This window comes from Streptomyces flavotricini (genome assembly GCF_020639365.1).
Classification (GTDB): domain Bacteria; phylum Actinomycetota; class Actinomycetes; order Streptomycetales; family Streptomycetaceae; genus Streptomyces; species Streptomyces flavotricini.
Genome location: NZ_JAINUL010000001.1, coordinates 4,850,701 through 4,875,248, shown reverse-complemented (window position 1 = coordinate 4,875,248; position 24,548 = coordinate 4,850,701). Strand labels below are relative to the sequence as shown.

Genomic DNA, 24,548 nt, shown 5'->3' with positions numbered 1-24,548 from the left:
CCCGCGTCGGGGCCTCTACGCTGACGGCCATGACCGACGTACCCCCCGTGTCCCGCTCCTCCGTTTCCGCGGCCGCGTACCCGGCCTCCCTCGCTCAGGCGCCTGTTCAGGCGGTGGTCCTGGCGGGCGGCCAGGGTTCGCGGCTGCGTCCGTATACGGACGACCGGCCGAAGCCGATGGTGGAGATCCCGGGAACCGGGGTGCCGATCATCGGGCACCAGCTGGCCTGGCTGGCGGCCGAGGGGGTGACGGACGCCGTGGTCTCGTGCGGGCATCTCGCGGAGGTGCTCCAGGACTGGCTGGCGAAGGCGGACCTGCCGCTGCGGGTGACCACGGTGGTGGAGGAGGAGCCGCTGGGGCGCGGCGGCGGGCTGAAGTACGCGGCCCGCCACCTGCCGTACCCGGAGCGGCCCTGGTACGCGACGAACGGGGACATCTGGACGCGGTTCTCGCTGCGCGAGATGGCGGAGTTCCACGCCGAGCGCGGGGCGACGGCGACGCTGGCGCTGGCCCGGCCGCGGATCCCGTGGGGGGCGGTGGAGACCAACGAGTTCGGCCAGGTGCTGGACTTCATCGAGTCGCCGCCGTCGCCCTATCTGATCAATGCGGGCGTGTACGTCTTCGGCCCCGAATTCGCGGCGCTGCTGCCGGACTTGGGCGACCACGAGCGTACGACGTTCCCGCGACTGGCCCGGGAGCGGCGGCTGGCGGGCTTCCCGCTGCCGCAGGGGGCCTACTGGCGGGCCATCGACACGGCGAAGGACCTGACCGAGGCGGCAAGGGAGTTGGCCGCCCAGAGCGGCTCCTGAGGCCCTGCGCGCGGCGGAGCCGTGCGGAACGCGGAGAGGGGCCCGGCGCGCCGTGTGCGCACCGGGCCCCTCTCCGCGTTCCGTCGTCAGCCGAGGAGGCCGCCGACCAGGCCGGGCTTGTTCGGGGCCGGGTCCCCGCCGCTGCCGCCGCTTCCGCTGCCGGAGCTGGACGACGGCGGCTTCGGGGTGGACTGCTTGGGCGAGCTGCCCGACTTCAGGCCGCTGCCGGAGCCGCGGGTCGCCGTCGGCGACTGCGAGCCGGTACCGGCGGTCGCCTTGGCGGTGGAACCGGTGGATCCGCGCCCGGACTTGGCGGCCGGCGCCGACGCGCTGGCGCTGGGCTCGGCCGCCTTGGAGGGCTGCTGGGTGGCGGGCTGCTGCTGCCGCGGCTGCTGCTGCTTGCCGGCCGGGGCCTGCGGGAGCGGGGAACCGGGCAGGTAGTTGCTGGGGGCCTGGCCGGGTCCGGGGACGGTGACCACGGTGGTGGAGCGGACGGCGCTGCCGAGGAGCGAGCCGATGAGCAGGGTGAGTCCGCAGACGACGGTCGCCATGATGGTTCCGCGGCGCAGGACGCGCCGTCGCAGCCGCCAGATCTCGGAGCGCGGTCCGAGGGTGCGCCAGGCCTCGCCGGCGAGGCGCCCGTCGAGGGAGTAGACGGGGGCGCCGGCGATGATCAGCGGGCTCCAGGCGGCGAGGTAGATGATGTCGGGCGCGTCGTAGGCGGGGACCGTCTTCCAGCTCACCGTCATCAGCAGCGCGGCGGACAGCAGGGCGCCGATGCAGGCGGCGAACCGCTGCCACAGGCCCAGGACGGTCAGCACGCCGACGATGACCTGGAGGAAGGCCACGCTGAGGCCGGCCCCGACGGGGTGGGCGAGCGCGAAGTCGCGCAGGGGCTCGGCGAGCGCCCAGGGGTGCAGGGTGCGCAGCCACGTGACCATGGAGCCGCGTTCGCCGCCGTCGAAGTAGACGGGGTCGCACAGCTTGCCCATGCCGGCGTAGATGCAGATGAAACCGAGGAAGACGCGCAGCGGGAGCAGCACGACGCCGAGGTTCATCCGGCGGCCGGGGTAGTACGAGGCCTGCCCGCGGGTGTCGGAGGGGGTGCGGCGGGAGTCGGTGCCGGGCCCGCCGTCGAGGCCGTCGTACGGCCCGCCGTACCGGGGGTCGTACGGGAGGTCGCGTACGGCGGCCAGCGGACGGGTCTCGTCCGGGTCTCCGTACGTGCGCTGGCCGATGACGGTCGGCGTGGCCAGCGTGTCCTCGGCCAGGTCGTGGGCGAGGTCGACGCGGGGGATGGTCTGGGTGGCGCCGCCGTCCCCGTCGTCGAAGCCGCCGTGTCCGCGCCCGTGTTCGCGTACGGCCTGGAGGAGTCCGCCCATGGCTGCGGTGTCGCCGGGGGCGGACTTGCCGCTCCAGACGACGGGGGCCCGGCGGCGGCCCGCGCCGGCAGCGGCGGCGACCACGGCGCCGCCGAGGACGGGCACGCGGCCGGGGGCGTTCGCGGGCTTGGAACGCGCGCTCGGGCTCGGTGCGAGCCGCACGCGGAAGCTGGCGTGGTTGACGATGACCTGTGCGGGATCGCACGGCACCTTGACCATGCTCAGCGCGGGCTGGTCGTCGAACCCTGACGTTCTGGTGTCCACACTCATCTAACCGAGTGATCAGTGTTTAGGACACTGCCTTGACAGCAGGGATGTGTCCGAGACCCGTCAAGATCAAGCCACCCCGCCCGAAACGGGCGGGGTGGCACGCTCACGGGTCACGTTCCATGAGCCAAGTGGATCAAGGCGGCGGGACCGCCCGGGGGTCAGACGCGGCCGCGGGTGGCCCGGCGGCGGGCCGCCTCGTAGAGCACGACGCCCGCGGCGACACCGGCGTTCAGCGACTCGGCGCCACCCGGCATCGGGATGCGGACGAGGTAGTCGCAGTTCTCGCCGACGAGGCGGCCGAGGCCCTTGCCCTCGGAGCCGACGACGATGACGACGGGACCGCCGAGCGCCTCCAGGTCCTGCACCTCGTGCGTGCCCTCGGCGGCGAGGCCGACGATGGCGATGCCGGCCTTCTTGAAGTCCTGGAGGGCGCGGGTCAGGTTGGTGACGCGGGAGACCGGCGTGCGGGCCGCGGTGCCGGCCGAGCTCTTCCAGGCGCCGGCGGTCATACCGGCGGCGCGGCGCTCGGGGATGACCACGCCGTGACCGCCGAAGGCGGAGACGGAGCGGACGATCGCGCCGAGGTTGCGGGGGTCGGTGACCCCGTCGAGGGCCACGATCAGCGGGTCGTCGCCCTCGTCGTACGCGGCGGAGGTGAGGTCCTCCGGGTGCGCGTACTCGTAGGGCGGGACCTGGAGGACCAGGCCCTGGTGGTTGAGCCCGTTGGTCATGCGGTCGAGCTCGGGGCGCGGGGCTTCCATCAGGTTGATGTTGCCGCGCTCGCCGGCGAGCTGGAGGGCCTCGCGGACGCGCTCGTCGTTGTCGATGAACTGCTGCACGTAGAGGGTGGTGGCGGGGACGCCGTCGCGCAGCGCCTCGAAGACCGGGTTGCGGCCGACGACCATCTCGCTGGTGCCCTTGGGGCCGCCGCGGCGCGGGGCCGGACGGCGCTTGGCGGCCTGCCGGGCCATGGCGTTGCTGATGCGGTTCGCCTTGTGCTTCTTGCGGTCCTCGGCCTTGGGCGTGGGGCCCTTGCCTTCCAGGCCCTTGCGCCGCTGGCCACCGCTGCCGACCGTGGCGCCCTTCTTGTTGGACGTGCGGCGGTTCCTGCGCTGGCTGTTCCCGGCCATGACCTCTACCTGTTTTCGTTGATGCTGCGATATGTACGTATGAAGAGTGTGCCGCCCGGGAGGCCGGGCGGCACAGTCGGACTGCTCCGGGCGGCGGCGCCTCAGCGCGGGCCGAGCGACCAGCGCGGTCCCGTGGGGCTGTCCTCGATGACCAGGCCCGACTGCTGGAGCTGGTCGCGGATGGCGTCGGCGGTCGCCCAGTCCTTGCGGGCCCGGGCGGACTCGCGCTGCTCCAGGACGAGGCGTACGAGGGTGTCGACGGCGCCGTGCAGGTCCTCGCCGCGGTCGGACTCACCGGCCCAGTGCGGGTCGAGGGGGTCCAGGCCGAGGACGCCGAGCATGGCGCGCACCTCGGACAGCCGGGCGACGGCGGCGTCCTTGTCATCGGCGGCGAGGGCGCTGTTGCCCTGGCGGACCGTGGTGTGGACGATGGCCAGCGCCTGCGGCACGCCCAGGTCGTCGTCCATGGCCTCGGCGAAGGCGAGCGGGACCTCGGGGGCCGGTTCGACCGTCTTGCCGGCCTTCTCGATGACGCGCTGGTAGAAGCCCTCGATCCGCGCGAACGCGGACTCGGCCTCGCGCAGCGACTCCTCGCTGTACTCGATCATCGAGCGGTAGTGCGGGGTGCCGAGGTAGTAGCGCAGGACGATCGGCCGCCAGGCCTTGACCATCTCGGAGACGAGCACCGAGTTGCCCAGCGACTTCGACATCTTCTCGCCGGACATGGTGACCCAGGCGTTGTGCACCCAGTACTGCGCGAACTCGTCGCCGAAGGCCTTGGCCTGGGCGATCTCGTTCTCGTGGTGCGGGAAGATCAGGTCGAGTCCGCCGCCGTGGATGTCGAAGGCGCTGCCGAGGTACTTGTGCGCCATGGCGGAGCATTCGAGGTGCCAGCCGGGACGGCCGCGGCCCCACGGGGTCTCCCAGTCGGGCTCGCCCGGCTTGGTGGCCTTCCACATGGCGAAGTCGCGGGGGTCGCGCTTGCCGGTGATGCCCTGCTCGGTGGGCTGGCGCAGGTCGTCGATGTCCTGGTTCGACAGCTCCAGGTAGCCCGGGTACGAGCGCACGTCGAAGTAGACGCTGCCGTCGGCCTCGTACGCGTGGCCGCGCTCGATGAGCCCGCGCATCATCTCGATCATCTCGGGCACGTGGCCGGTGGCGCGCGGCTCGTACGTGGGCGGGAGGCAGCCCAGCGCGTCGTAGCCGTCGTTGAAGGCGCGCTCGTTGTCGTAGCCGATGGACCACCACGGGCGGCCCTGGTCCTCGGCCTTCGTGATGATCTTGTCGTCGATGTCGGTGACGTTGCGGATGAAGGTGACGTCGAGACCGCGGTACGCGAACCAGCGGCGCATGATGTCGAAGTTCAGGTAGGAGCGGACGTGCCCGATGTGCGGGGCCGCCTGCACGGTGGCGCCACAGAGGTAGATCGAGACGCAGCCCGGCGTGAGCGGGACGAAATCGCGGATCTGCCGGGCGCTGGTGTCGTACAGGCGAATAGTCACGGCATCCAGGGTAGTGGGCCTGTAGCAGTGCCCCGCGACCCTTTCGGGGCGCGGGGGTGCTTTGTTGCGGAACAGGTGTCCCCGGGGCTACGGATTCGTCCGGTACACCAGTGCGGTGGCGAGGGCGGCGAGCCCTTCGGCGCGGCCGGTGAGGCCGAGGCCGTCGGTGGTGGTGCCGGAGACGGAGACGGGGGCCCCGGCGGCAGCGGACAGGGTCTTCTGGGCCTCTTCGCGCCGCTTGCCGATCTTCGGGCGTACGCCGATCACCTGGATGGCGATGTTGCCGATCTCGAAGCCCTCGGCGCGGACGATGCGGGCGGCCTCCGCCAGGAGGGTGACGCCGGCGGCGCCGGACCATTCGGGGCGGGAGGTGCCGAAGTGCGCGCCGAGGTCGCCGACGCCGGCGGCGGAGAAGAGGGCGTCGCAGGCGGCGTGGGCGGCGACGTCGCCGTCGGAGTGCCCGGCGAGGCCGTCCTCCCCCTCCCAGAGCAGCCCGGCGCACCACAGCTCGCGCCCGGCCTCGAAGGCGTGCACGTCGGTGCCGATCCCGACGAGCGGGATCAGCGGGGCGGCGGAACCGGTGGGGCTAGTAGGCATCGGTGGCCCTCCTGCGGGCGAGTACGGCCTCGGCGAGGACCAGGTCGAGCGGGCGGGTGACCTTGAAGGCCTCTTCGTGGCCGGGAACCACCATGACGGTGACGCCGAGCCGTTCCACCATTCCGGCGTCGTCCGTGGCGCCCTCGCCGTTGACGGCGATGGCCTCGTGCGCCCGTACGAGGGTCGCGAGGTCGAAGCCCTGCGGGGTCTGCACGGCGCGCAGCCGGGCCCGCTCGGGGGTGGCGACGACCGGCTCGGGCTCGCCGGGCCCGCCGGGCTCGACCTCCTTGACGGTGTCGGCCAGCGGCAGGGCCGGTACGACGGCGGGTGAGCCTTCGCGCACGGCCTCGACGACGGAGTCCACGGTGTCCACGGGGACGAGCGGGCGGGCCGCGTCGTGGATGAGGACGGAGGTGATGTCCGCGGGGAGCGCTGCGAGGCCGGCGCTCACGGATTCCTGGCGGGTCTCGCCGCCCGGGACGACCAGGATCTCGGTCCGCTCGGGCAGCGCGTGCTCGTCGACGAGCCGGCGCACCTCGGCGGCGCCGTCGGACGGGGCCACGACCACCACGAGGGAAACGGCCCGGGAGCGGGCCATCGCGCGGACGGCGTGGATGAGCATGGGGGTGCCGCCGATGGCCCGCAGGGCCTTGGGGGCGCCGGGGCCGAGGCGTACCCCGCGGCCGGCGGCCGGGATCACCGCGGCGGTGCGGTGGGGGCGCGATTCGTCAGACATCAGTAGCTCCGAGCCAGGTTTGTGACTTCGGCCGACATGGGTATGGCCTGAAGGGTGCCGGGTGCGACGCCCTCGCCCCTTCCGTGACGACCGGTCGAGCAGGCTGTCAGGACCCGGCACGCCGGTGGAAAGAGTGCAGCAAAGGTGTGGGTACAGACATGCCGCAGCGCCCGGCAACAGCCCTCTCGTGGAGGAGAGGGCATGTCATCGGGCACCGCGGCACAACTGTGTGAAGGTTTTCCCGCGTCAGGACGCGAGAACCTCGTCGAGGAGGGCCTCTGCCTTGTCCTCGTTGGTGTTCTCCGCGAGCGCGAGCTCGCTCACCAGGATCTGGCGCGCCTTCGCGAGCATGCGCTTCTCACCCGCGGAAAGCCCGCGCTCACGCTCACGACGCCACAGGTCACGCACCACTTCGGCGACCTTGATGACATCGCCAGAAGCGAGCTTCTCCAGATTTGCCTTGTAGCGCCGGGACCAGTTCGTCGGCTCTTCGGCGTACGGTGCACGAAGCACCTCGAAGACCCGGTCCAGCCCGTCCTGGCCGACTACGTCGCGAACGCCGACGAACTCCGCATTGTCCGCAGGCACACGAACCGTCAGGTCGCCCTGGGCGACCTTGAGCACCAAGTAGGTCTTGTCCACGCCTTTGATCTGGCGAGTTTCGATGGCCTCGATCAGCGCGGCCCCGTGATGGGGATAGACCACGGTGTCGCCAACCTTGAACGTCATGTGACAGGTACCCCTTCCGTGGCTATCCAGGGTAACACGAGAACCGACTGTTATGAATGGCGTTTTCGCAGGTCAGGGCACATCTCGGGGCTTGACAACAACGACACGAACGTGCTGCGAAGAGCTTCCGGAGGGGGGTATTCGCAGGTCGGAGGCGCTGTGCGGACCGGGCGAAACGGCCACGCTACACCCGGGCGCCGGTCGCAGCAGTGTGACGTACATCCCGTTTTGCCGGTTTCGAAGCCGGGAAACCGAACTACTCCGTTCGACTGGCGACCACCCGTACGGAGCGGTTCAGGCCCAATCGGGAATTGATCACGGGGGGCCGTTCGAAGGAATCCCGGAATTGATCACCGGGACCCCGGCGGGCGATATGCGGGCGGCACGTGATCGGCAGATGAACGGCACGGGAAGTGACGGGCGGAAGGGCAGGGGGAAGAGCCGCAGGAAGAGCGGCGTGAACCACGGCGGAATGCAAGATCGCGGGACCGGCGCAGGGTGGCCCGTGCGCTGCGGAGGGTCGGGTGCGGGGGCGGGGCGGCGGCTCGGTAACCTAAGCGCGCTGACACACCCTTAGGGCGGCTTTACCTCGGCCGCTCCGAGACTGCCCACCCTTCCGTTCCGTACGTCCAAGGAGTTGCCGCCGCCGTGAGCCGCAGCCTTCGACGCGGCGCCCTCGCCGCCACCGCCGTCGTGTTCTCGATCGCCTCGCTGGCCGCTTGCGGTGCAGGCCAAGACGCGGAAACGCTCCAGATCAAGCCGGACAACGCCGCTGTCACCAAGGGCAACATCAAGATCCAGAACGCGCTGGTGATCACCCAGGGCGAGAAGGAGGGCAAGGGCCCGGCCGCCGTCTCCGCGACGCTCTTCAACACCGGCATCAAGCCGCAGACCCTCGACGCCATCACCCTCGTGGGTGGCAAGAGCAAGGTCGTGCTGAAGCCCGCCGAGGGCGCGTCCAAGGTCACCGTGCCGGCCAACGGCTCGATCGTCCTGGGCGGCAAGGGCAACCCCTCCGCCGTGATCGAGGGCGGGGAGGCCGTGCAGAAGGGCAACGCGCAGGAGCTCGTCTTCCAGCTGAGCAACGCGGGGGACGTGCCGATCGCCGCCTTCGTCGTCCCGGGCACCGGCATGTACGCGGGCTTCGGCCCGACCGAGGCCCCGATCGCCGCCCCCGGCGCCACGCCGTCGGGCAGCCCCTCGGGCGCCCCCTCGGGCAGCCCGTCCGGCTCCCCTGCCACGACCCCCTCGGGCGCCGCTTCCGGCACCCCGTCGGGCGCGGCCTCGGGCGCCCCGTCGGGTTCCCCGTCGCACAGCGCCGGCCACTGAGCCTGCGGCACCACGTACGAAGGGCCCCGTCCGCTCCGGCGGACGGGGCCCTTTCGTGTGTGCGGCTCCTCTTGCCCGAGCCGCCCGCCCGCGGTTTACGGCTCGAACTTGTAGCCCAGGCCGCGGACCGTGACCAGGTAGCGCGGGGCGCCCGGGTCGGGCTCGATCTTGGCGCGGAGGCGCTTGACGTGGACGTCCAGCGTCTTGGTGTCGCCGACGTAGTCGGCGCCCCAGACCCGGTCGATCAGCTGCATGCGGGTCAGCACGCGGCCCGCGTTGCGCAGCAGCATCTCCAGCAGGTCGAACTCCTTCAGCGGGAGGTCCACCTTGGCTCCGGCGACGGTGACCACGTGACGGTCGACGTCCATCCGTACGGGGCCGGCCTCCAGCGCGGCCGGGGTGACCTCCTCCGGCTCGCCGCGGCGGCGCAGGACCGCGCGGATGCGGGCGACCAGCTCGCGCGAGGAGAAGGGCTTGGTGACGTAGTCGTCGGCTCCTATCTCCAGCCCGACGACCTTGTCGATCTCGCTGTCCTTGGCCGTCACCATGATGACGGGCACGTTGGAGCGGCCGCGCAGCTGCCGGCAGACCTCCGTGCCGGGCAGACCGGGGAGCATCAGGTCGAGGAGGACGAGGTCGGCGCCGTTGCGCTCGAACTCGTCGAGCCCGTCGGGCCCGGTCGCGGCGATGGCGACCTCGAAGCCCTCCTTGCGGAGCATGTAGGACAGGGCGTCGCTGAAGGATTCCTCATCCTCGACGACGAGCACTCGGGTCACGGAAGGACCTCCGGGGCAGGAATGGCTGGCTTGGTTCGCGGAGAAGCGTGGTTCAGGCAGGCGTGGGGTGGCTCGGCGCGGAGGACCCCGCGGCCGGGGTGGTGGCGGGGGCAGGTGCCGGAGCGGCTGCTTCCGGCAGGCGCAGGGTGAACGTGGAGCCCTGACCCTCCGAGCTCCATACGGACACCTCCCCGCCGTGTGAGGCCGCTACGTGCTTCACGATCGCAAGGCCGAGGCCGGTTCCACCCGTGGCGCGGGAGCGGGCCGGGTCCACGCGGTAGAAGCGCTCGAAGATGCGCTCGCGGTCCTTTTCCGGGATGCCGATGCCCTGGTCGGTCACGGCGATCTCGATCAAGTCTCCCCCAGGTGCCGCGACCCTGCGTCCGGCTATGCCGACGCGGGTGCGGGCGGGGCTGTAGTTGACGGCGTTCTCGACCAGGTTCCCGAGGGCGGCCGCGAGCTGCCCCCGGTTGCCCCAGACGCGCAGGTCGGCGGTGCCGCCGGCGGCCATGGTGATGTGCTTGGAGGAGGCCGTGTGGCGGCAGCGGTCGATGGCCTCCGCCACCAGCGTGTCCACCCGTACGGGCTCCGCGTCCTCGAGCGGGTCGTCGTTCTGCACCCGGGAGAGGTCGATGAGCTCCTGTACGAGGTTGATCAGGCGGGTGGCCTCGATCTGCATGCGGCCCGCGAAGCGGCTGACCGCCTCGGGGTCGTCCGAGGCGTCCATGACGGCCTCGGACAGCAGGGAGATGGCTCCGACCGGCGTCTTCAGCTCGTGCGACACGTTCGCGACGAAGTCGCGCCGCACGGCCTCGATGCGGCGGGCCTCGGTGAGGTCCTCGACCAGGAGCAGGACCAGCCGGGAGCCCAGCGGGGCGACGCGCGCCGAGACCGCGAGGGCCTCGCCGCGGCCGGTGCCGCGCCGGGGCAGGTCGAGCTCGACCTGGCGTATTTCCCCGTCGCGGCGGGTGTCGCGGGCCATGTGGAGCATGGGCTCGACGGCGAGTTTGCCGCCGCGTACCAGTCCCAGGGCGTACGCCGCCGAGCTGGCCTTGACCACCGCGTCGCCCTCGTCGAGCACGACGGCGGAGGAGCGGAGCACGGAGAGGACGGTGTCCACACCGGGCGGGAGCACCGCGTTGATGTCGGGGCGCATGGAGCTCCGGGTGGGGCGGGCTTGGTCGCGCTCGCTCCAGCGGAACGCCAGCATCGCGATCACACCGGTGCAAAGACCGGCGATCGCTGCAGCTGCGGCGACCGCCGCGTTCACGTCCATGACTCAAGGTTAAGCAGGCCCGACGGCACTTCCACAGCCGTTCGGGTGGCACCTCGAACAGTCGTCGCCCAGAGTTCACCGTGGCGACGGGGTTGATTCACTTGTGATGCCGGAGTCGGACGCGTTTGCGCCCCACCGTGTCAACGTGGGGGCACGAGGCCGCCCCGGCCCGTCCCACACGGGCAGCAGAGGCAGTAGGCAAGAGAGGGACAAGCCATGCGTGACGCGTACCACGAGGAACTGGACTCGATCGGGGAAGGCCTGGTCGAGATGGCACGGCTCGTCGGTTCCGCGATCGGGCGGGCCACGACGTCCATGCTCGACGCCGACCTGAAGCTCGCCGAGAGCGTCATCGCCGCCGACCAGAAGGTGGACGACCTCCAGCACGACCTGGAGGCCCGCGCCATCGCGCTGCTGGCCCGCCAGCAGCCGGTCGCCACCGACCTGCGCATCGTGGTGACCTCGCTGCGCATGTCGGCGGACCTGGAGCGCTCGGGCGACCTGGCCCAGCACGTGGCGAAGCTGGCCCGGCTGCGCTTCCCCGACACCGCCGTACCCCGGGACCTGCACGCCACCATCCTGGAGATGGGGCAGCTGGCGCAGCGCCTGATGGCGAAGGCGGCCGAGGTCATCATCACGAAGGACGTCGACCTGGCCCTCCAGCTGGAGCAGGACGACGACGAGATGGACCAGCTGCACCGCACGCTCTTCCAGCACCTGATGGACGACCGCTGGAAGCACGGCATCGAGACCGCGGTGGACGTGACCCTGCTGGGCCGCTACTACGAGCGCTTCGCGGACCACGCGGTGTCGGTGGCCAAGCGCGTGGTCTACCTGGTGACGGGCGAGCACGCGGACGAGCTGCAGGCGCCGACGCAGGTCGAGGGCGTCTGAGGCGCTCTGCTCCAATGCGCCGTTGACGCGCCGGTGCGGCTGGGCATGAATGAGGGCGAAGGCAGTAAGAGGCCTTGCGTACGAGACGTACCGGTACGACGCCACGCACGCCGCCTGCGAGGAGGATCCATGCCCGATTCCCCCGTCCCCATCACCCCGGAGCACGAGCAGCAGCCGCCGCGGCCCGAGCCGCTGCGGCTCCCGCTGCTCGCCGCATGCGGCTGCGGCTCGGGCTGCGGCTGCGGCTGCCAGTCCGGCGCACCCTGCCAGTGCGGCGGCTGACCCCGCCCGACCGGCTCGGCGGCCCGGCCGTCACGGCACCAGGAGCAAGGAGAGGCCCCCTGCACGCGGAGATCCGCGGGCAGGGGGCCTTTCGCCGTTGCCGGCCCTGACGTCCTGCGTCCTACCAGAACACGACGAGGTAGCCGTTGCCGCCCACGCCACCGGGGCTGCCCGCGCCGCCGGTCTCGGTGCCGCCGGTCCCGCCGCCGCCGCCGTTGCCGCCCACGCCGGTGTTCGCCGGCGGCAGCTGGACGATGCCGTCGACGGCCGCCGCGCCCACTCCGCCCTGGGCGCCGCCCTGGCCGTTCGCGCCGCTGCGGTTCGTCACGTCGAGGCTGTTGCAGGTTCCGGTGCCGCCGGTGCCGCCCGTACCCGGGGTGCCCGTCGTGGTGCTGCCGCCGCCCGCTCCGCCACCGCCGCCGCCGCCCGTGGTGCTGAGCTGGATGCCGGCCGAGGAGGAGAACGTCGTCGGGCTGCCGGTCCCGCCGGTGCCGCCCGGCAGTCCGTTGGTACCGCCGGCGGGCGCGCCGGGGCCGGCGGTGCCCGTGGCGCCGCCGGAGCCGACGTCCACCGTGTAGCTCTGGCCGGGCTTCACCTTGAGAACGCACCAGGTGAAGCCGCCGGCGCCGCCGCCACCGCCCTGGCCTCCGTTGCCCGCCAGAGGCGCGCTCGCACCGCCGCCTCCGCCGCCTCCGCCGCCTCCGGCGCCCCAGGCCTGGACGTGGACCGAGGTCACGCCCTCGGGCGGGGTGAAGAATCCGTCCGCGGTGAAGTCCCGCAGGCCGTGGACGACAGCGGGCGCCTGCGGCTCCTTCTCCTTCCCCTTCTCCTTGGAGCCCGAGCCCGGCCTGTCACCCCCGGCGTGGGAGCCGTCGGAGCCCGGCCTGTCACCCCCGGCGTAGGAACCGTCGGAGCTCGGCCTGTCACCCCTGGCGTGGGAGCCGTCGGAGCTCGGCCTGTCACCCCCGCCGTGGGGACCGTCGTACGCGAGTGCGCCGGGTGCCGTGGTGAGCAGCTGGCCGGAGAAGGCGACCGCCGCGAGGGCGGAGGCGAGGAGCACCCGGCGGGGGGCGCGGGAGCGCTGGGAAACGGGCTTCTGGTTCACGGAGCGAGTTCCTTCCCCGCGGTGGGCCGAGGCCGTCGCGGAGGACGAGGGAATGGTCGGACCGGCCGGTCCGCGAGCCCATCGGACCCTCGCCCTGCGCACTGCGCACCCCGGAAACCGGATGCTTGACCCGCGCAGGTGACCGCTTGACCCACCCGAGCGACCAAGATCCCCGAACCGCCGCCGGTTTCCCCGCCCCACACGCCAACAGGCCCCCTACCCGCCGAGAACCAGCGGGTAGGGGGCCTGTCCGTAGGTCGGTGCTACTTCTTGCCCTGGTTCTTGACGGCCTCGATGGCGGCGGCCGCGGCGGCCGGGTCGAGGTAAGTGCCGCCCGGCTTGAGGGGCTTGAACTCGGCGTCCAGCTCGTAGGCGAGCGGGATGCCGGTCGGGATGTTCAGGCCCGCGATCTCGGCGTCGGAGATGCCGTCCAGGTGCTTGACCAGCGCGCGCAGGCTGTTGCCGTGCGCGGCGACCAGGACGGTGCGGCCCGCGAGGAGGTCCGGGACGATGCCGTCGTACCAGTACGGGAGCATGCGGACGACGACGTCCTTCAGGCACTCCGTCTTCGGGCGCAGCTCCGGCGGGATCGTCGCGTAGCGCGGGTCCTCGGACTGGGAGAACTCCGTACCGTCCTCGAGGGCCGGCGGCGGGGTGTCGTACGAGCGGCGCCACAGCATGAACTGCTCCTCGCCGAACTCGGCGAGGGTCTGGGCCTTGTCCTTGCCCTGGAGCGCACCGTAGTGCCGCTCGTTCAGGCGCCAGGAGCGGTGGACCGGGATCCAGTGGCGGTCGGCTGCCTCGAGAGCCATCTGCGCGGTGCGGATCGCGCGCTTCTGGAGCGAGGTGTGCACGACGTCGGGGAGCAGGCCGGCGTCCTTGAGCAGCTCACCGCCGCGGACCGCCTCCTTCTCGCCCTTCTCGTTGAGATTGACGTCCACCCAGCCGGTGAACAGGTTCTTCGCGTTCCACTCGCTCTCGCCGTGGCGGAGGAGGATCAGCTTGTACGGTGCGTCGGCCATGCGTACGAGCCTAATGGACGCGCGGGCGCGCCCGCGCGCGTGTCCACGGCCGTGGACGAGGCCGTGGACAAGGCCGTTGACGAGGCCGTGGATTGACGGTGCGCGTCAATCCATTGGCTCTCGCGACACTCCCAACCGTAGGGTGCTATGTGCAGGAGAGCCACTTACATTACCGGGGGGAATCCGTCATGTCCGTTGCCAGTCTCAGACGGGCGGCGCGCGAGAGCGTGGCCGGCCTCCCCCGCGAGTTCTGGTGGCTGTGGACCAGCACCCTGGTGAACAGGCTCGGGGCCTTCGTCGCCACGTTCATGACCTTGTACCTGACCGTGGACCGGGGCTACTCGGCCTCCTTCGCGGGACTCGTGGTCGCCCTGCACGGGCTCGGCGGGGTCGTCTCCTCGCTCGGCGCGGGCGTCATGACCGACCGCCTCGGCCGGCGCCCCACCCTGCTGGCGGCCCAGGCCTCGACGGCGTTCTCGGTGGCGCTGCTCGGCTTCATGGAACACCCGGCTGCGATCGCGGCCGTGGCGCTGCTGGTCGGCATGACCTCGAACGCCTCGCGCCCGGCGGTGCAGGCGATGATGGCGGACATCGTCCGGCCCGAGGACCGGGTCCGGGCCTTCGCGCTGAACTACTGGGCGATCAACCTCGGCTTCGCCGTCTCGGCGACGGTGGCGGGGTTCGTCGCCGAGTACAGCTACCTGGCCGGGTTCCTCGGCGAGGCGGCGCTGACGCTGGTCTGCGCGGTGCTCGTGTACGTGAAGCTGCCGGAGTCTCGGCCGGAGCGGACCGCCGCGGAGCAGGCGGCGGCAGAACCGGAGATCGGGCTCGGGACGGTGCTGCGGGACGGGCCCTTCATGGGCGTGGTCGGGCTGTCGTTCCTGATCTCGCTGATCTTCACGCAGGGCTCGTTCGGTCTGCCGCTGGCGATGGGCACGGGCGGGTTCTCCGCCGCGGACTACGGCATGGTCGCCGCCGTGAACGGGGTGCTGATCGTGCTGCTGCAGATCCCGGTCACCCGGTTCATCGAGAAGGGCGACCCGCAGAAGCTGCTGGTGGTCTCGGCGCTGCTGGCCGGGTACGGGTTCGGGCTGACGGCGTTCGCCGGGTCGGTGTGGAGCCTGGGACTGACGGTCTGCGTGTGGACGCTGGCCGAGATCGTCAACTCCCCGACCCAGATGGGCCTGGTCGCCCGGCTCTCCCCGCTGCACGGGCGCGGCCGTTACCAGGGCATGTACACGATGTCCTGGGCGGTGGCCTCGCTGGTGGCTCCGCTGATGGCCGGCTTCATGATCGACCGGTGGGGCGCGGGCTGGCTCTGGGCGTCCGTGGCCGTGCTGGGCACGGTGGCGGCGCTGGGGTACTGGCTGCTGATGCGGAACCTCGCCGAGAGCGGGCCGGGGTCAGTCGTCTCGGCTTCGGCTCCGACTGTCCGACCCGCCCCGGCCGTCGCCGAGGCCTAGACGAGTAAGTCCGAAGTCTTGGTCAGTGGTCGTAGGCGATGAGTGACCTGGTCAGGGGTGTGGCGTTGGCTCGGTTGTGCCAGATGGCGGCGGTCAGGGCCAGGATGCGTTGTCCGACGCGGGCCAGGACTCCGGCGGGGGTTCTGGCGCCGTGGCGTTCGAGGTCGAGTTGGCCTTTGAGGGTGTCGTTGACGGATTCGATCAGCTGTCGGATCGGTTTGAGCAGGTGTTCAGTGCTGTCGCGAGGGTCTTGAGGTTTGTCGTCACACACGAACCAACGAGACCCTCGCTTCATGCGCCCAAGGACTTCGGACTTACTCGTCTAGGGGGGTCTGGTGCCCTGCGTCGCAAGGCCGAGGAGGGAGCCGACGTGGTGTGCCGGCGACCGACGAGAACGCCGCGAGGCGCGGCACCAGACGCCCCGGGCCCGCCCTGATCCGAAAGACACGGACCAGGCACGGGCCCGGTCCCGCGCTCAGGACGTCGGCCGCGTCAGGTGCTTGAAGGCGTCCAGGTTGCGCGTCGGCTCGCCGCGCGAGACCCGCCACTCGTACTCGCGTCGGATCGCGCTCGCGAAGCCCAGCTCCAGCAGCGTGTTGAACGCGCCGTCCGCCGCCTCCAGGACCGTGCCGAGCAGCCGGTCCAGGTCCTCGGGGGTGACGACGGACAGCGGGAGCCGGGCCGTCAGGTAGACGTCGCCGAGCGCGTCGACCGCGTAGGCCATCCCGTACAGCTTGAGGTTGCGCTCCAGCAGCCAGCGGTGGACGCCCGCCTCGTTCTCGTCGGGGTGGCGGATCACGAAGGCGTTGACCGACAGCGAGTGCCGGCCGACCCGGATCGAGCAGGTCGTGGACAGCTTGCGGGTGCCGGGGAGCTGCACGACGTACGAGCCGGGCTCGGGGCTCTCCCAGCCCAGTCCGGCCTCGGTCAGCGTGTTCTCGATGATCGCGGCGGTGTCAGCCATGGTGGGAGCGTACGCGACGGCGGTGATCATGCATCGCCGCGGTGTACACGTCCGCCGTGCCGCTCGCCGCCGTGTCCCAGCCGAAGAACTGCGCGTGCCGCGCGGCCTCGGCGCCCATCCGGTCCGCGAGTCCCGGCTCGTCCACGAAGCGCCGCAGCTCGCGCGCGTAGTCCACCGGGTCGTGACCGGGGACGAGGATCCCCGTCACCCCGTCGTTGACGGCGACGGGCAGCCCGCCGACCGCGGCGGCCAGCACCGGGGTGCCGGTGGCCTGGGCCTCGATCGCGACGAGCCCGAAGGACTCGCTGTACGAGGGCATGACCAACACGGACGCCGCCCGGAACCAGTCGGCGAGCGCGTCCTGGCGGACCGGCGGGTGGAAGTGGACGATGTCGGCGATGCCGAGCTTCGCGGCGAGCTTCTGCAGCCCCTCCGGCTTGGCCAGTCCGCTGCCGCTGGGCCCCCCGACGACGGGGACGAAGAGGCGTCGGCGCAGCGTCGGGTCGCGGTCGACCAGCTCGGCGACCGCGCGCAGCAGGATGTCGGGGGCCTTGAGGGGCTGGATCCGGCCCGCGAAGAGCGGGATGACGGCGTCCTGCGGCAGGCCGAGGCGGGCGCGGGCGGCGGCCCGGCCGTCGCCGACGGTGAAGCGGTCGAGGTTCACCCCGGGGTGGACGACGGCCACCTTGCCGGGGTCGGCCTCGTAGTGGCGGACGAGCTCGTCGGCCTCTTCGGTGGTGTTCGCGATGAGCCGGTCGGCGGCGGCCACGATCTGGGTCTCGCCGATGACGCGGGCGGCGGGCTCGGGCGTGTCGCCGTCGGCGAGCGCGGCGTTCTTGACCTTGGCCATGGTGTGCATGGCGTGGACGAGGGGGACGCCCCAGCGTTCGGCGGCGAGCCAGCCCACGTGGCCGGAGAGCCAGTAGTGGGAGTGGACGAGGTCGTAGTAGCCGGGCCGGTGGCCGGCCCAGGCCTGCATGACGCCGTGGGTGAAGGCGCACAGCTGGGCCGGGAGCTCCTCCTTGGCGAGGCCTTCGTACGGGCCGGCGTCCACGTGCCGTACGAGGACCCCGGGGGCCAGCTCGACCGAGGACGGCAGGCCGCCCTCGGTGGCGCGGGTGAAGATCTCGACCTCGATGTTGATCGCGGCGAGGCGCCTGGCCAGCTCCACGATGTACACGTTCATACCGCCGGCGTCGCCGGTGCCGGGCTGGTGCAGCGGTGAGGTGTGCACGCTGAGCATGGCGACGCGGCGCGGCTTGCGGTGGTGGCCGACGGCCGGCAGGCGCAGGCGCGGCGGGTCGTGGCGGGTGCCGCGGGCGGCGGCGATGCGACCGCCGAGGCTGCCGCCGAGGCGGGACACGTACTGGCTCAAGGGAGCAGTTCCTCTCGCTCGGACGACACTCGGACGGCGCGCGGTGGGAGGGGCGTGACCCACCGGCGGGACTCGTACGGACACGGACAGGGCATGACGGACGGAGCGCACGGGGCGCCCTTCAAGGAGTGCAACCCGGATGGCCGCGTCCCGCATTCCGGGGGAGCGCGCCTTTTTCCCGGGTGTTTGCGTCGGCGGCCCGCCCGGGGGCGGTTTCCGTCAGGTCGGGCCCTTTCGTGCGGTGGGCCCTTTCGCGCCGCGGGGGCGTTTTCATCCGGTGGGCCCGCTCCGCTTACCCTCGGCGCATGTCCTCCCGCTCCGCCGCCCCGCCCCCGCGCCGCCCCGTGGGCACGGTGACGCGCGGGACGACGAATCCGAACCGGCTGCGCCGGATGGACCGCTGGATCGCGGCCACGCACGGGCCGGTGCTGCGGCGCTCGCAGGACCCGGTCGCGGTGGACCTCGGCTACGGGGCCGCACCGTGGACGGCGGTGGAGCTGCTGGCGCGGCTGCGGGAGGCGGCGCCGCGGGTGCGGGTGGTCGGCATCGAGATCGAGCCGGCGCGGGTCGCGGGGGCGAAGCCGTACGAGCGGGAGGGGCTGAGCTTCCGGCACGGCGGGTTCGAGGTGCCGCTGGAGGGCGGGGCCCGGCCGACGCTGATCCGCGCGGCGAACGTACTGCGCCAGTACGACGAGGATCAGGTCGCGGCGGTGTGGGAGCGGCTGTGCGCCCGGCTGACCCCGGACGGGCTGCTCGTCGAGGGCACCTGTGACGAGATCGGGCGGCGTCACGTGTGGGTGGCGCTCGGGCCCGAGGGAGCGCGCACGGTGACGTTCGCGACCCGGCTGGGCTCCCTGGAGCGCCCCTCGGACCTGGCGGAGCGGCTGCCGAAGGCGCTCATCCACCGCAATGTGCCGGGGGAACCGGTGCACGCGTTCCTGCGCGACTTCGACCGGGCGTGGGCGGCGGCCGCCCCGTACGCCTCGTACGGAGCACGGCAGCGCTGGATCCGGACGGCGCGGGCGCTGGCCGCGGACTGGCCGCTGGCGGACGGGCCGGTGCGGTGGCGGCAGGGGGAACTGACGGTGCGCTGGGAGGCGTTGCGCCCGGCGGGGTGAATGTGGCGCGGCGGGGAACCGGTTGCCGGGGTGGCCCGTTGAGTCGTCGGGGACGGGTATGGGGGACTGGTCGGGGTCTGGACCGAGGGCGGATCCAGGACCGGATCCAGGGCCTGGGCGAAGATCGGCGGGACCGCACCGGTGAGGGTGTTGGAATTCACCCACTCGTGGCACCATCCCGAAGGCAGGGCAAAGTTACTGATGAATAGTCAGATCTGATACCGGATCCGACTCGGGGCACCTTGGGGGGACCATGGGGACCGTGGAGCGCAGGCGATGGAGTGGTGCGTCCGCTCTCACGCTGCTGTGTGCGACGGCGCTGCTGGCGGTGTCGGCCATGACGGGCGTGGCCCAGGCGGCGCCGATGCCCGAGCCGGGCGCCAAGTCCCTTGAGCAGGTGCGCAAAGAGATCGACGAGCTGTACCGCCAGGCGGGCACGGCGACGGACGCGTACAACCTCGCGGAGAGCGAGGCCAAGGCGCAGTCCGCCAAGATCGTCGAGATCGCGAAGCAGGTGGTGGCCGGGCAGGACCGGATCACCGCCCTGAAGAACCGCGCGGGGGCCGCCGCGCGCGCCCAATACCGCTCGGGCGGGATGCCGGCCGGCGCCCAACTGGCCCTGAGCAACAACCCGAGCCAGTTCCTCGACGGGGCGGACCGCATCCGCCAGGGCGAGAAGGCGACCACGGCCCTGCTCTCCGAAATGAACCGCACGCAGAGCGACTTGCAGCAGTACGCGAAGGACGCGAGCGCGCAGTGGGAGAAGCTCGAAGCCAACCGGATCAAGCAGGAGACCTCGAAGAAGCAGATCGAGGAGAAGATCAAGTCGGCGGAGGCGCTGGAGAGCAAGCTGCAGGCCGAGGAGAAGGCCCGGCTGATCCAGCTGGAGCAGGAAGCGCAGTACAAGGCGCAGACGGCCTGGCTCTCGACCGGCGTGCTGAAGGAGATCAACACCTCGGCGTCGGAGTCGGGGAAGAAGGCGGTCCAGTACGCCACGGCGCAGATGGGCAAGCCGTACGAGTGGGGCGCCGAGGGACCGTCCTCCTTCGACTGCTCCGGCCTCACCTCCCAGGCCTGGCGGGCGGCGGGCAAGAGCATCCCGCGTACGTCTCAGGAGCAGCTGCGGCTGCTGCCGAAGGTCGCGATCAAGGACATGCGGCCGGGTGACCTGATCATCTACTTCGACGACGCGACCCACGTCGGGATGTACGTGGGCGACGGCGCGATGATCCACGCCCCCCGCCCGGGCCGCAACGTCACCCTGGCCGGAGCCGGCTCGATGCCGATCAAGGCGGTGGTCCGCCCCGACGCGTGACGGCAGCCCCGCGGTGAGGGAACCCGGCGGGGCCGGGCGACGTCTCGGTGACCGGGACGGTGATCGCCGTCGCCGTGACGTTTCTCATTCGGTGGGCACCCAGTGAGGCGGACTTTCCCCCGCGATAACGGCATATGCCCGCGGCGCCGGCCCGGAACGCCATTCCGCTCCCCGGCCACCGCCCGCTAGGGTCTGCCGGACGCACCCTCGGGGGGAGGGAAGGAACCGGAGACGATGGCCGTACCCGTACCGCGGCAGAGGGACACTCCCGCCACGGAGAGCGCTCAGGCAACCCCGCAGGCAACCCCGCCGGCAGCCGCGCAGGTCACCGCCGCGCACGCCACCGCGCCCCAGGCGTCCCTGACCCTGCTGGTGATCGAGGACGACCCCGCGGGCGGGCTCACGGTGCCCGAGATCCTCGACGCCGACGGGCACCGCATCCGGCTCCGCACCGCCCGCAACCTGACCGAGGCCTCGCGCCTGCTCACCCACGACGTGCACTGCATCCTGCTCGACCTCTCCCTCCCCGCCGCCGGATCCACGACGGCCGGCGGCTCGCGCACCGCCGTCGTCGACCAGCTGGACACCCTGCGCGAGGTGCTCCGGATCGCGCCCCGCCACGCCGTCCTCGTCCTCACGGCCGAGGCCGACGCCGAGCGCGCCGCCGAGGCCGTACGGGTCGGCGCGCAGGACTTCCTCTTCCGCGACGAGCTCGACGGCCGGCTGCTGAGCCGGGCGATCCGCTACGCCGTGGAGAGAAAGCGGGCGGACATCGCCCAGTACAAGCTCGCAGAATCGAAACTTCGGGCCCAGGAGAACGCCCGCCTGGAGCGGGGACTGCTCCCCAACCCCCTCCTCGAAGGCTCCGACCTCCGCTTCGCCGCCCGCTACCGGCCCGGCCGCAGCCGCGCGCTCCTCGGCGGGGACTTCTACGACACCGTCCGCACCCCCGACGGCACCGTCCACGCCATGATCGGCGACGTCTGCGGCCACGGCCCCGACGAGGCCGCCCTCGGCGTCGAGCTCCGCATCGCCTGGCGCGCGCTGACCCTGGCCGGCCTGTGCGGTGACGACCTGCTGTCGACCCTCCAGGAGGTCCTGGAGGTGGAACGCCCCAACGACGAGATCTTCGCGACGCTGTGCACGGTGGACATCTCCCCCGACGGCCGCCGCGCCGGCCTGTGCCTGGCCGGCCATCCGGCCCCGCTGATATCCCGGCCGGGCCGCCGCGCGCGGCTCCTCCCGTACGAGAACAGCGGCCCGGCGCTCGGACTGCTGCCCAAGGCCCGCTGGCCGCGCCGCCAGGTCGAGCTGGGCGGCACCTGGAGCCTGATGCTCTACACCGACGGGCTGATCGAAGGCCGCATCGGCGAGGGCAAGGACCGACTGGGGCAGGACGGGATGGTCGAGATGATCAACCGCCACCTCGACCGCGGGCTGAGCGGCGAGGGCCTGCTGGAGGCCTCCGTCACCGAGGCCCGCCGCCTCAACGGCGGCGAGCTCACCGACGACGTGGCCGTGGTCCTGCTCTCCCGCGACGGATCCTGACGGTCCTGCTGAGCCCCTGCCCTGACCTGCCCTGACCCGACGGGTCAGCGTCCGCCGTTGTACGGGCCGTACGGACCGTCGCTGCTGCTCCCGCCACTGGGCCGGCCGCCCCGCCCGCCGCCCGAGACCTGCTTGAGGGCCGGGCGCACGTCGACGAAGAACACGATGGTGGCCACGAGGCCGGCGATCTCCAGGAACAGCATCCCGAGGAAGAAGTCCACCAGCACGGTGACGCCGAGGATGACCAGCCAGAAGGTCTTGGTCTGCTTGTCGGCGGCGCGGTACGCGTCCTCGCGCGCCAGCAGCGCGAACACGAAGGCCACGACGGCGAGTGCCAGCATGGCGAACCCGAGCAACGGAAGCACTCCGTTATCGAACCCGTTCATCAACATCGCCTGACCGCCTTCTCACGCTCGCACGCCTGATGCCGCCTGCCTCCACGCTACCGGCAGAGCGCCCTTCCCGAACAACAACGGGCCGGACACCTCGCTGGTGCCCGGCCCGCCGTCACGCCATTCGATTCCCGTTCGGGATTCAGCTCTCGTCGCCGGCCACGACGGCGGCCTTCTTCACGTTGTTCTTGCGCGCCGCGTTGCGCCGGACGGCGGGCTTCTCCTCGGCCGAGGCGTCGGCGGCGGGCCCTTCGGCCTGCTCCTGCGCCGGTACCTGCTCGTGCTTCGGCTCGACGGCGACCGCGATCTCGACGATCTCCTCGGAGACCTCGCCGCGCCAGGTCCGCACGGCCTGCTCGCCGTGCTCGGCGACCTTGTCGTACGTCTCCTTGGCGCGGACCGCGTACTCGGCGGCCACGCCGACGCCGCGCAGCGCCAGGTCCTGCGCGGTCTCCCCGAGCTTCTTCGGGTCGATCGCGGTCAGCACGTCGGCGAACTTGGCGGCGACCGCCTCCTGCGCCTCACGGGCCTTCTCCTGCACGACCTTGGGGTCGGTGTTCTTCACGGCCTCGATGCGCGCGGGTGCCTCGGCGCGCAGCTGCTCGATGAGCCCGGGCACCTTCTTGGCCTGCTGGACCGCGAGGTCGGCGGTGCCGGCGGCGAAGTAGAGCGGCGTCGGGTCGGTGAGGGTCTTCTTCAGGTCATCGGCGATGGCCATGGTGGCTGGTCCTCCCGGATCACAGTTCAGTTCGTAGGGTGCATCGCGTCGTCCCCGCCGGACGGCGGGTCGGACGGATCGGCCGGGTCGGCCTCGGCCGCGTTCTCCTTGCGGAACGAGTCGTAGATCTGGAGCAGCACCTGCTTCTGCCGCTCGTTGATGGACGGGTCGCCGAGTATGACGGCCCGCGTCTCGACCTCGTCGCGATCGCGCTCGTCGAGGATCCCGGCCTGCACGTACAGCGTCTCCGCGGAGATCCGCAGCGCCTTGGCCAGCTGCTGCAGGATGTCCGCGCTCGGCTTGCGCAGCCCGCGCTCGATCTGGCTCAGGTACGGATTCGACACCCCCGCCGCGTCGGCCAGCTGCCGCAGCGAGAGCTGCGCCTGCCGCCGCTGCTCGCGGAGATATTCGCCGAGATTTCCGACGTTGAGCGATGCCATGCCCCGATCCTGCCGCACCTTGCTAACTATTGCAAGCAGCTGCTTGCAAAATCACCCACACGCTAGGCGCGGGCGGCGGAATCCGCTTCCGGGCCGCTCTCGGCGGGCCCGCTCGTGGCGGGGCCGTTCCTGACCGGCCGCGTGAGGATCTTGGCGACGCACGCCGGGATGGCCGCGCCCGGTTCGTGGCCGCGGGCCCGGTACGCGCTCGGGCTCTCGCCGACCAGCTCGGTGAAGCGGGAGCTGAACGAGCCCAGCGAGGTGCAGCCGACCTCGAAGCAGACCTCCGTGACGCTCAGGTCCCCCCGCCGCAGCAGCGCCTTCGCCCGCTCGACGCGGCGGGTCATGAGATAGCTGTACGGGGTCTCCCCGAAGGCGGCCCGGAAGCTGCGGGAGAAGTGCCCCGGCGACATCAGGGCGACCCGCGCCAGCTCGGCCACGTCGAGGGGCCGGGCGTACTCGCGGTCCATCATGTCCCGGGCCCGGCGCAGCCGTCTGAGATCGTCCAACGTCACCCCGCCAGCGTACGCGCCGCCGCCGGGCCCCACACCAACTCGCCCGCCCCACCGCCGCGTTGCCCGTAGGCCCGCGCCCCCTAGGCCGCGCGCGTCCCGATCGCCAGCGTGGCGTACAGCTCCTCCGAGGTGGTGGCGCGGACGACCAGGCCCGCCGCCGCGAGGGCCGAGGCCGTACGGGGGGACTGGCGGGCGCTCGTCTCGATCAGCAGGCGACCGCCCGGGGCCAGCCAGGGCAGGGCCCCCGCCGCGACCCGGCGGTGGACGTCCAGGCCGTCCGCGCCGCCGTCCAGGGAGGTCAGCGGCTCGTGGTCGCGGGCCTCCGACGGGAGCAGCCCGATCTCCTCCGTCGGCACGTACGGGGCGTTGACCAGCAGCAGGTCCACCCGGCCGCGCAGCGAGTCGGGCAGCGCCGCGTACAGGTCGCCCTCGTGGACCTGTCCGCCGTACGGAGCCACGTTCAACCGCGCGTACGCCAGCGCCGCCGGGTCGATGTCCGCCGCGTGCAGCTCCACCCGCGGGCCCAGCTGCGCCGCCACCGCCGCGCCCAGCGCGCCGACCCCGCAGCACAGGTCCAGGACGACGGCGTCCGGCCGGCCCAGGGACACCGCCTCCTGCACCAGGAACTCGGTGCGCCGGCGCGGTACGAAGGCCCCCTCGCCCACGCGCATGCGCAGCCCGCAGAAATCGGCCCAGCCGACGACGTGTTCCAGCGGTTCACCGCCGGCCCGGCGGGCCACCAGGGCCGCCAGGTGCCCGTCGTCCTCGGCGGCGGCCGTCAGCAGCTCCGCCTCCTCCTCCGCGAAGACGCAGCCCGCCGCCCGCAGGGTTTCGACAATCGAAGTCACTGGATCCGATCCC

General features: G+C 72.1%; 25 protein-coding genes and 1 pseudogene. 8 read left to right on the top strand and 18 right to left on the bottom strand.

The window, feature by feature from the left end; translation table 11 throughout:
• Nucleotides 1–29: 29 nt before the first annotated feature.
• Entirely contained in the window at nucleotides 30–809 is a 780-nt protein-coding gene (locus K7B10_RS22160; protein WP_229338352.1) for a nucleotidyltransferase family protein, read from the top strand.
• A gap of 86 nt (nucleotides 810–895) precedes the next feature.
• On the opposite strand, the gene K7B10_RS22155 is transcribed toward K7B10_RS22160, so the two are convergent.
• The 6 genes from K7B10_RS22155 to K7B10_RS22130 form a co-directional block, all read right to left on the bottom strand.
• Nucleotides 896–2,461, bottom strand: coding sequence for a DoxX family protein (locus tag K7B10_RS22155; protein WP_229338351.1), 1,566 nt, complete (start codon nucleotides 2,459–2,461; stop codon nucleotides 896–898).
• Between the two features lie 158 nt (nucleotides 2,462–2,619).
• Nucleotides 2,620–3,591 (bottom strand): 23S rRNA (guanosine(2251)-2'-O)-methyltransferase RlmB, encoded by a 972-nt coding sequence (gene rlmB / locus K7B10_RS22150; protein ID WP_030300786.1) that lies wholly within the window; start codon nucleotides 3,589–3,591, stop codon nucleotides 2,620–2,622.
• Between the two features lie 101 nt (nucleotides 3,592–3,692).
• Entirely contained in the window at nucleotides 3,693–5,093 is a 1,401-nt protein-coding gene (cysS, locus tag K7B10_RS22145; RefSeq protein WP_229338349.1) for a cysteine--tRNA ligase, read from the bottom strand.
• A gap of 87 nt (nucleotides 5,094–5,180) precedes the next feature.
• The gene (gene ispF / locus K7B10_RS22140) at nucleotides 5,181–5,690 is read right to left on the bottom strand and encodes a 2-C-methyl-D-erythritol 2,4-cyclodiphosphate synthase (protein ID WP_229338347.1); all 510 of its coding nucleotides are present in this window, start codon (nucleotides 5,688–5,690) and stop codon (nucleotides 5,181–5,183) included.
• Nucleotides 5,680–6,426 (bottom strand): 2-C-methyl-D-erythritol 4-phosphate cytidylyltransferase, encoded by a 747-nt coding sequence (gene ispD, locus K7B10_RS22135; RefSeq protein ID WP_229338345.1) that lies wholly within the window; start codon nucleotides 6,424–6,426, stop codon nucleotides 5,680–5,682. Before ispD ends, ispF begins: the two co-directional genes overlap by 11 nt.
• Before the next feature lie 246 nt (nucleotides 6,427–6,672).
• Nucleotides 6,673–7,155: a CarD family transcriptional regulator gene (locus K7B10_RS22130; protein ID WP_003953493.1), complete on the bottom strand. Its 483-nt coding sequence runs from the start codon at nucleotides 7,153–7,155 to the stop codon at nucleotides 6,673–6,675.
• 648 nt (nucleotides 7,156–7,803) lie between these two features.
• Between K7B10_RS22130 and K7B10_RS22125 the strand changes: the two genes are divergently transcribed.
• Entirely contained in the window at nucleotides 7,804–8,484 is a 681-nt protein-coding gene (locus K7B10_RS22125; protein ID WP_229338343.1) for a DUF461 domain-containing protein, read from the top strand.
• Between the two features lie 95 nt (nucleotides 8,485–8,579).
• On the opposite strand, the gene phoP is transcribed toward K7B10_RS22125, so the two are convergent.
• Nucleotides 8,580–9,251 carry a two-component system response regulator PhoP gene (phoP, locus tag K7B10_RS22120; protein ID WP_466527820.1) on the bottom strand — a complete coding sequence of 224 codons (672 nt, stop codon included), beginning with the start codon at nucleotides 9,249–9,251 and terminating at the stop codon, nucleotides 8,580–8,582.
• Between the two features lie 61 nt (nucleotides 9,252–9,312).
• Nucleotides 9,313–10,536 (bottom strand): two-component system sensor histidine kinase PhoR, encoded by a 1,224-nt coding sequence (phoR, locus tag K7B10_RS22115; RefSeq protein ID WP_229338341.1) that lies wholly within the window; start codon nucleotides 10,534–10,536, stop codon nucleotides 9,313–9,315.
• A gap of 216 nt (nucleotides 10,537–10,752) precedes the next feature.
• Here phoR and phoU point away from each other — a divergent pair, with 216 nt between their 5' ends.
• Nucleotides 10,753–11,430: a phosphate signaling complex protein PhoU gene (phoU, locus tag K7B10_RS22110; protein ID WP_030858619.1), complete on the top strand. Its 678-nt coding sequence runs from the start codon at nucleotides 10,753–10,755 to the stop codon at nucleotides 11,428–11,430.
• Between the two features lie 129 nt (nucleotides 11,431–11,559).
• Nucleotides 11,560–11,712 carry a hypothetical protein gene (locus K7B10_RS22105; protein WP_229338339.1) on the top strand — a complete coding sequence of 51 codons (153 nt, stop codon included), beginning with the start codon at nucleotides 11,560–11,562 and terminating at the stop codon, nucleotides 11,710–11,712.
• A gap of 121 nt (nucleotides 11,713–11,833) precedes the next feature.
• On the opposite strand, the gene K7B10_RS22100 is transcribed toward K7B10_RS22105, so the two are convergent.
• Entirely contained in the window at nucleotides 11,834–12,817 is a 984-nt protein-coding gene (locus K7B10_RS22100) for a hypothetical protein (protein ID WP_229338337.1), read from the bottom strand.
• A gap of 263 nt (nucleotides 12,818–13,080) precedes the next feature.
• On the bottom strand, nucleotides 13,081–13,839 hold the full coding sequence (locus K7B10_RS22095) for a phosphoglyceromutase (protein ID WP_229338335.1): 759 nt from the start codon (nucleotides 13,837–13,839) through the stop codon (nucleotides 13,081–13,083).
• Between the two features lie 188 nt (nucleotides 13,840–14,027).
• On the opposite strand from K7B10_RS22095, the gene K7B10_RS22090 reads away from it, so the two are divergent.
• A complete protein-coding gene (locus K7B10_RS22090; RefSeq protein WP_229338333.1) occupies nucleotides 14,028–15,302 on the top strand; it encodes an MDR family MFS transporter in 1,275 nt (424 codons plus the stop codon).
• 22 nt (nucleotides 15,303–15,324) lie between these two features.
• Here K7B10_RS22090 and K7B10_RS22085 read toward each other — a convergent pair.
• The 3 genes and pseudogenes from K7B10_RS22085 to mshA form a co-directional block, all read right to left on the bottom strand.
• Nucleotides 15,325–15,531, bottom strand: a pseudogene (locus K7B10_RS22085) (IS982 family transposase); the annotation flags it as partial.
• A gap of 246 nt (nucleotides 15,532–15,777) precedes the next feature.
• Entirely contained in the window at nucleotides 15,778–16,266 is a 489-nt protein-coding gene (locus tag K7B10_RS22080; RefSeq protein WP_229338330.1) for a type III secretion system chaperone family protein, read from the bottom strand.
• On the bottom strand, nucleotides 16,259–17,641 hold the full coding sequence (gene mshA, locus K7B10_RS22075) for a D-inositol-3-phosphate glycosyltransferase (protein WP_372481444.1): 1,383 nt from the start codon (nucleotides 17,639–17,641) through the stop codon (nucleotides 16,259–16,261). Before mshA ends, K7B10_RS22080 begins: the two co-directional genes overlap by 8 nt.
• Nucleotides 17,642–17,946: 305 nt before the next feature.
• Here mshA and K7B10_RS22070 point away from each other — a divergent pair, with 305 nt between their 5' ends.
• The 3 genes from K7B10_RS22070 (at nucleotide 17,947) to K7B10_RS22060 (ending at nucleotide 21,622) form a co-directional block, all read left to right on the top strand.
• Entirely contained in the window at nucleotides 17,947–18,759 is an 813-nt protein-coding gene (locus K7B10_RS22070) for a class I SAM-dependent methyltransferase (protein WP_229338328.1), read from the top strand.
• 253 nt (nucleotides 18,760–19,012) lie between these two features.
• On the top strand, nucleotides 19,013–20,074 hold the full coding sequence (locus tag K7B10_RS22065) for a C40 family peptidase (protein WP_229338326.1): 1,062 nt from the start codon (nucleotides 19,013–19,015) through the stop codon (nucleotides 20,072–20,074).
• Nucleotides 20,075–20,308: 234 nt separating this feature from the next.
• A complete protein-coding gene (locus K7B10_RS22060) occupies nucleotides 20,309–21,622 on the top strand; it encodes a PP2C family protein-serine/threonine phosphatase (protein ID WP_229338324.1) in 1,314 nt (437 codons plus the stop codon).
• 44 nt (nucleotides 21,623–21,666) lie between these two features.
• On the opposite strand, the gene K7B10_RS22055 is transcribed toward K7B10_RS22060, so the two are convergent.
• The 5 genes from K7B10_RS22055 to K7B10_RS22035 all read right to left on the bottom strand — a co-directional run bounded on the left by K7B10_RS22055 (nucleotide 21,667) and on the right by K7B10_RS22035 (nucleotide 24,535).
• Nucleotides 21,667–22,014 (bottom strand): DUF2516 family protein, encoded by a 348-nt coding sequence (locus K7B10_RS22055; RefSeq protein WP_229338322.1) that lies wholly within the window; start codon nucleotides 22,012–22,014, stop codon nucleotides 21,667–21,669.
• Between the two features lie 142 nt (nucleotides 22,015–22,156).
• Nucleotides 22,157–22,732, bottom strand: coding sequence for a hypothetical protein (locus K7B10_RS22050; protein ID WP_229338320.1), 576 nt, complete (start codon nucleotides 22,730–22,732; stop codon nucleotides 22,157–22,159).
• A gap of 26 nt (nucleotides 22,733–22,758) precedes the next feature.
• Entirely contained in the window at nucleotides 22,759–23,172 is a 414-nt protein-coding gene (locus K7B10_RS22045; protein ID WP_229338318.1) for a helix-turn-helix domain-containing protein, read from the bottom strand.
• 62 nt (nucleotides 23,173–23,234) lie between these two features.
• Nucleotides 23,235–23,687, bottom strand: coding sequence for a helix-turn-helix transcriptional regulator (locus tag K7B10_RS22040; protein ID WP_229338316.1), 453 nt, complete (start codon nucleotides 23,685–23,687; stop codon nucleotides 23,235–23,237).
• Between the two features lie 80 nt (nucleotides 23,688–23,767).
• A complete protein-coding gene (locus K7B10_RS22035; RefSeq protein ID WP_229338314.1) occupies nucleotides 23,768–24,535 on the bottom strand; it encodes a putative protein N(5)-glutamine methyltransferase in 768 nt (255 codons plus the stop codon).
• Between the last annotated feature and the right edge of the window lie 13 nt (nucleotides 24,536–24,548).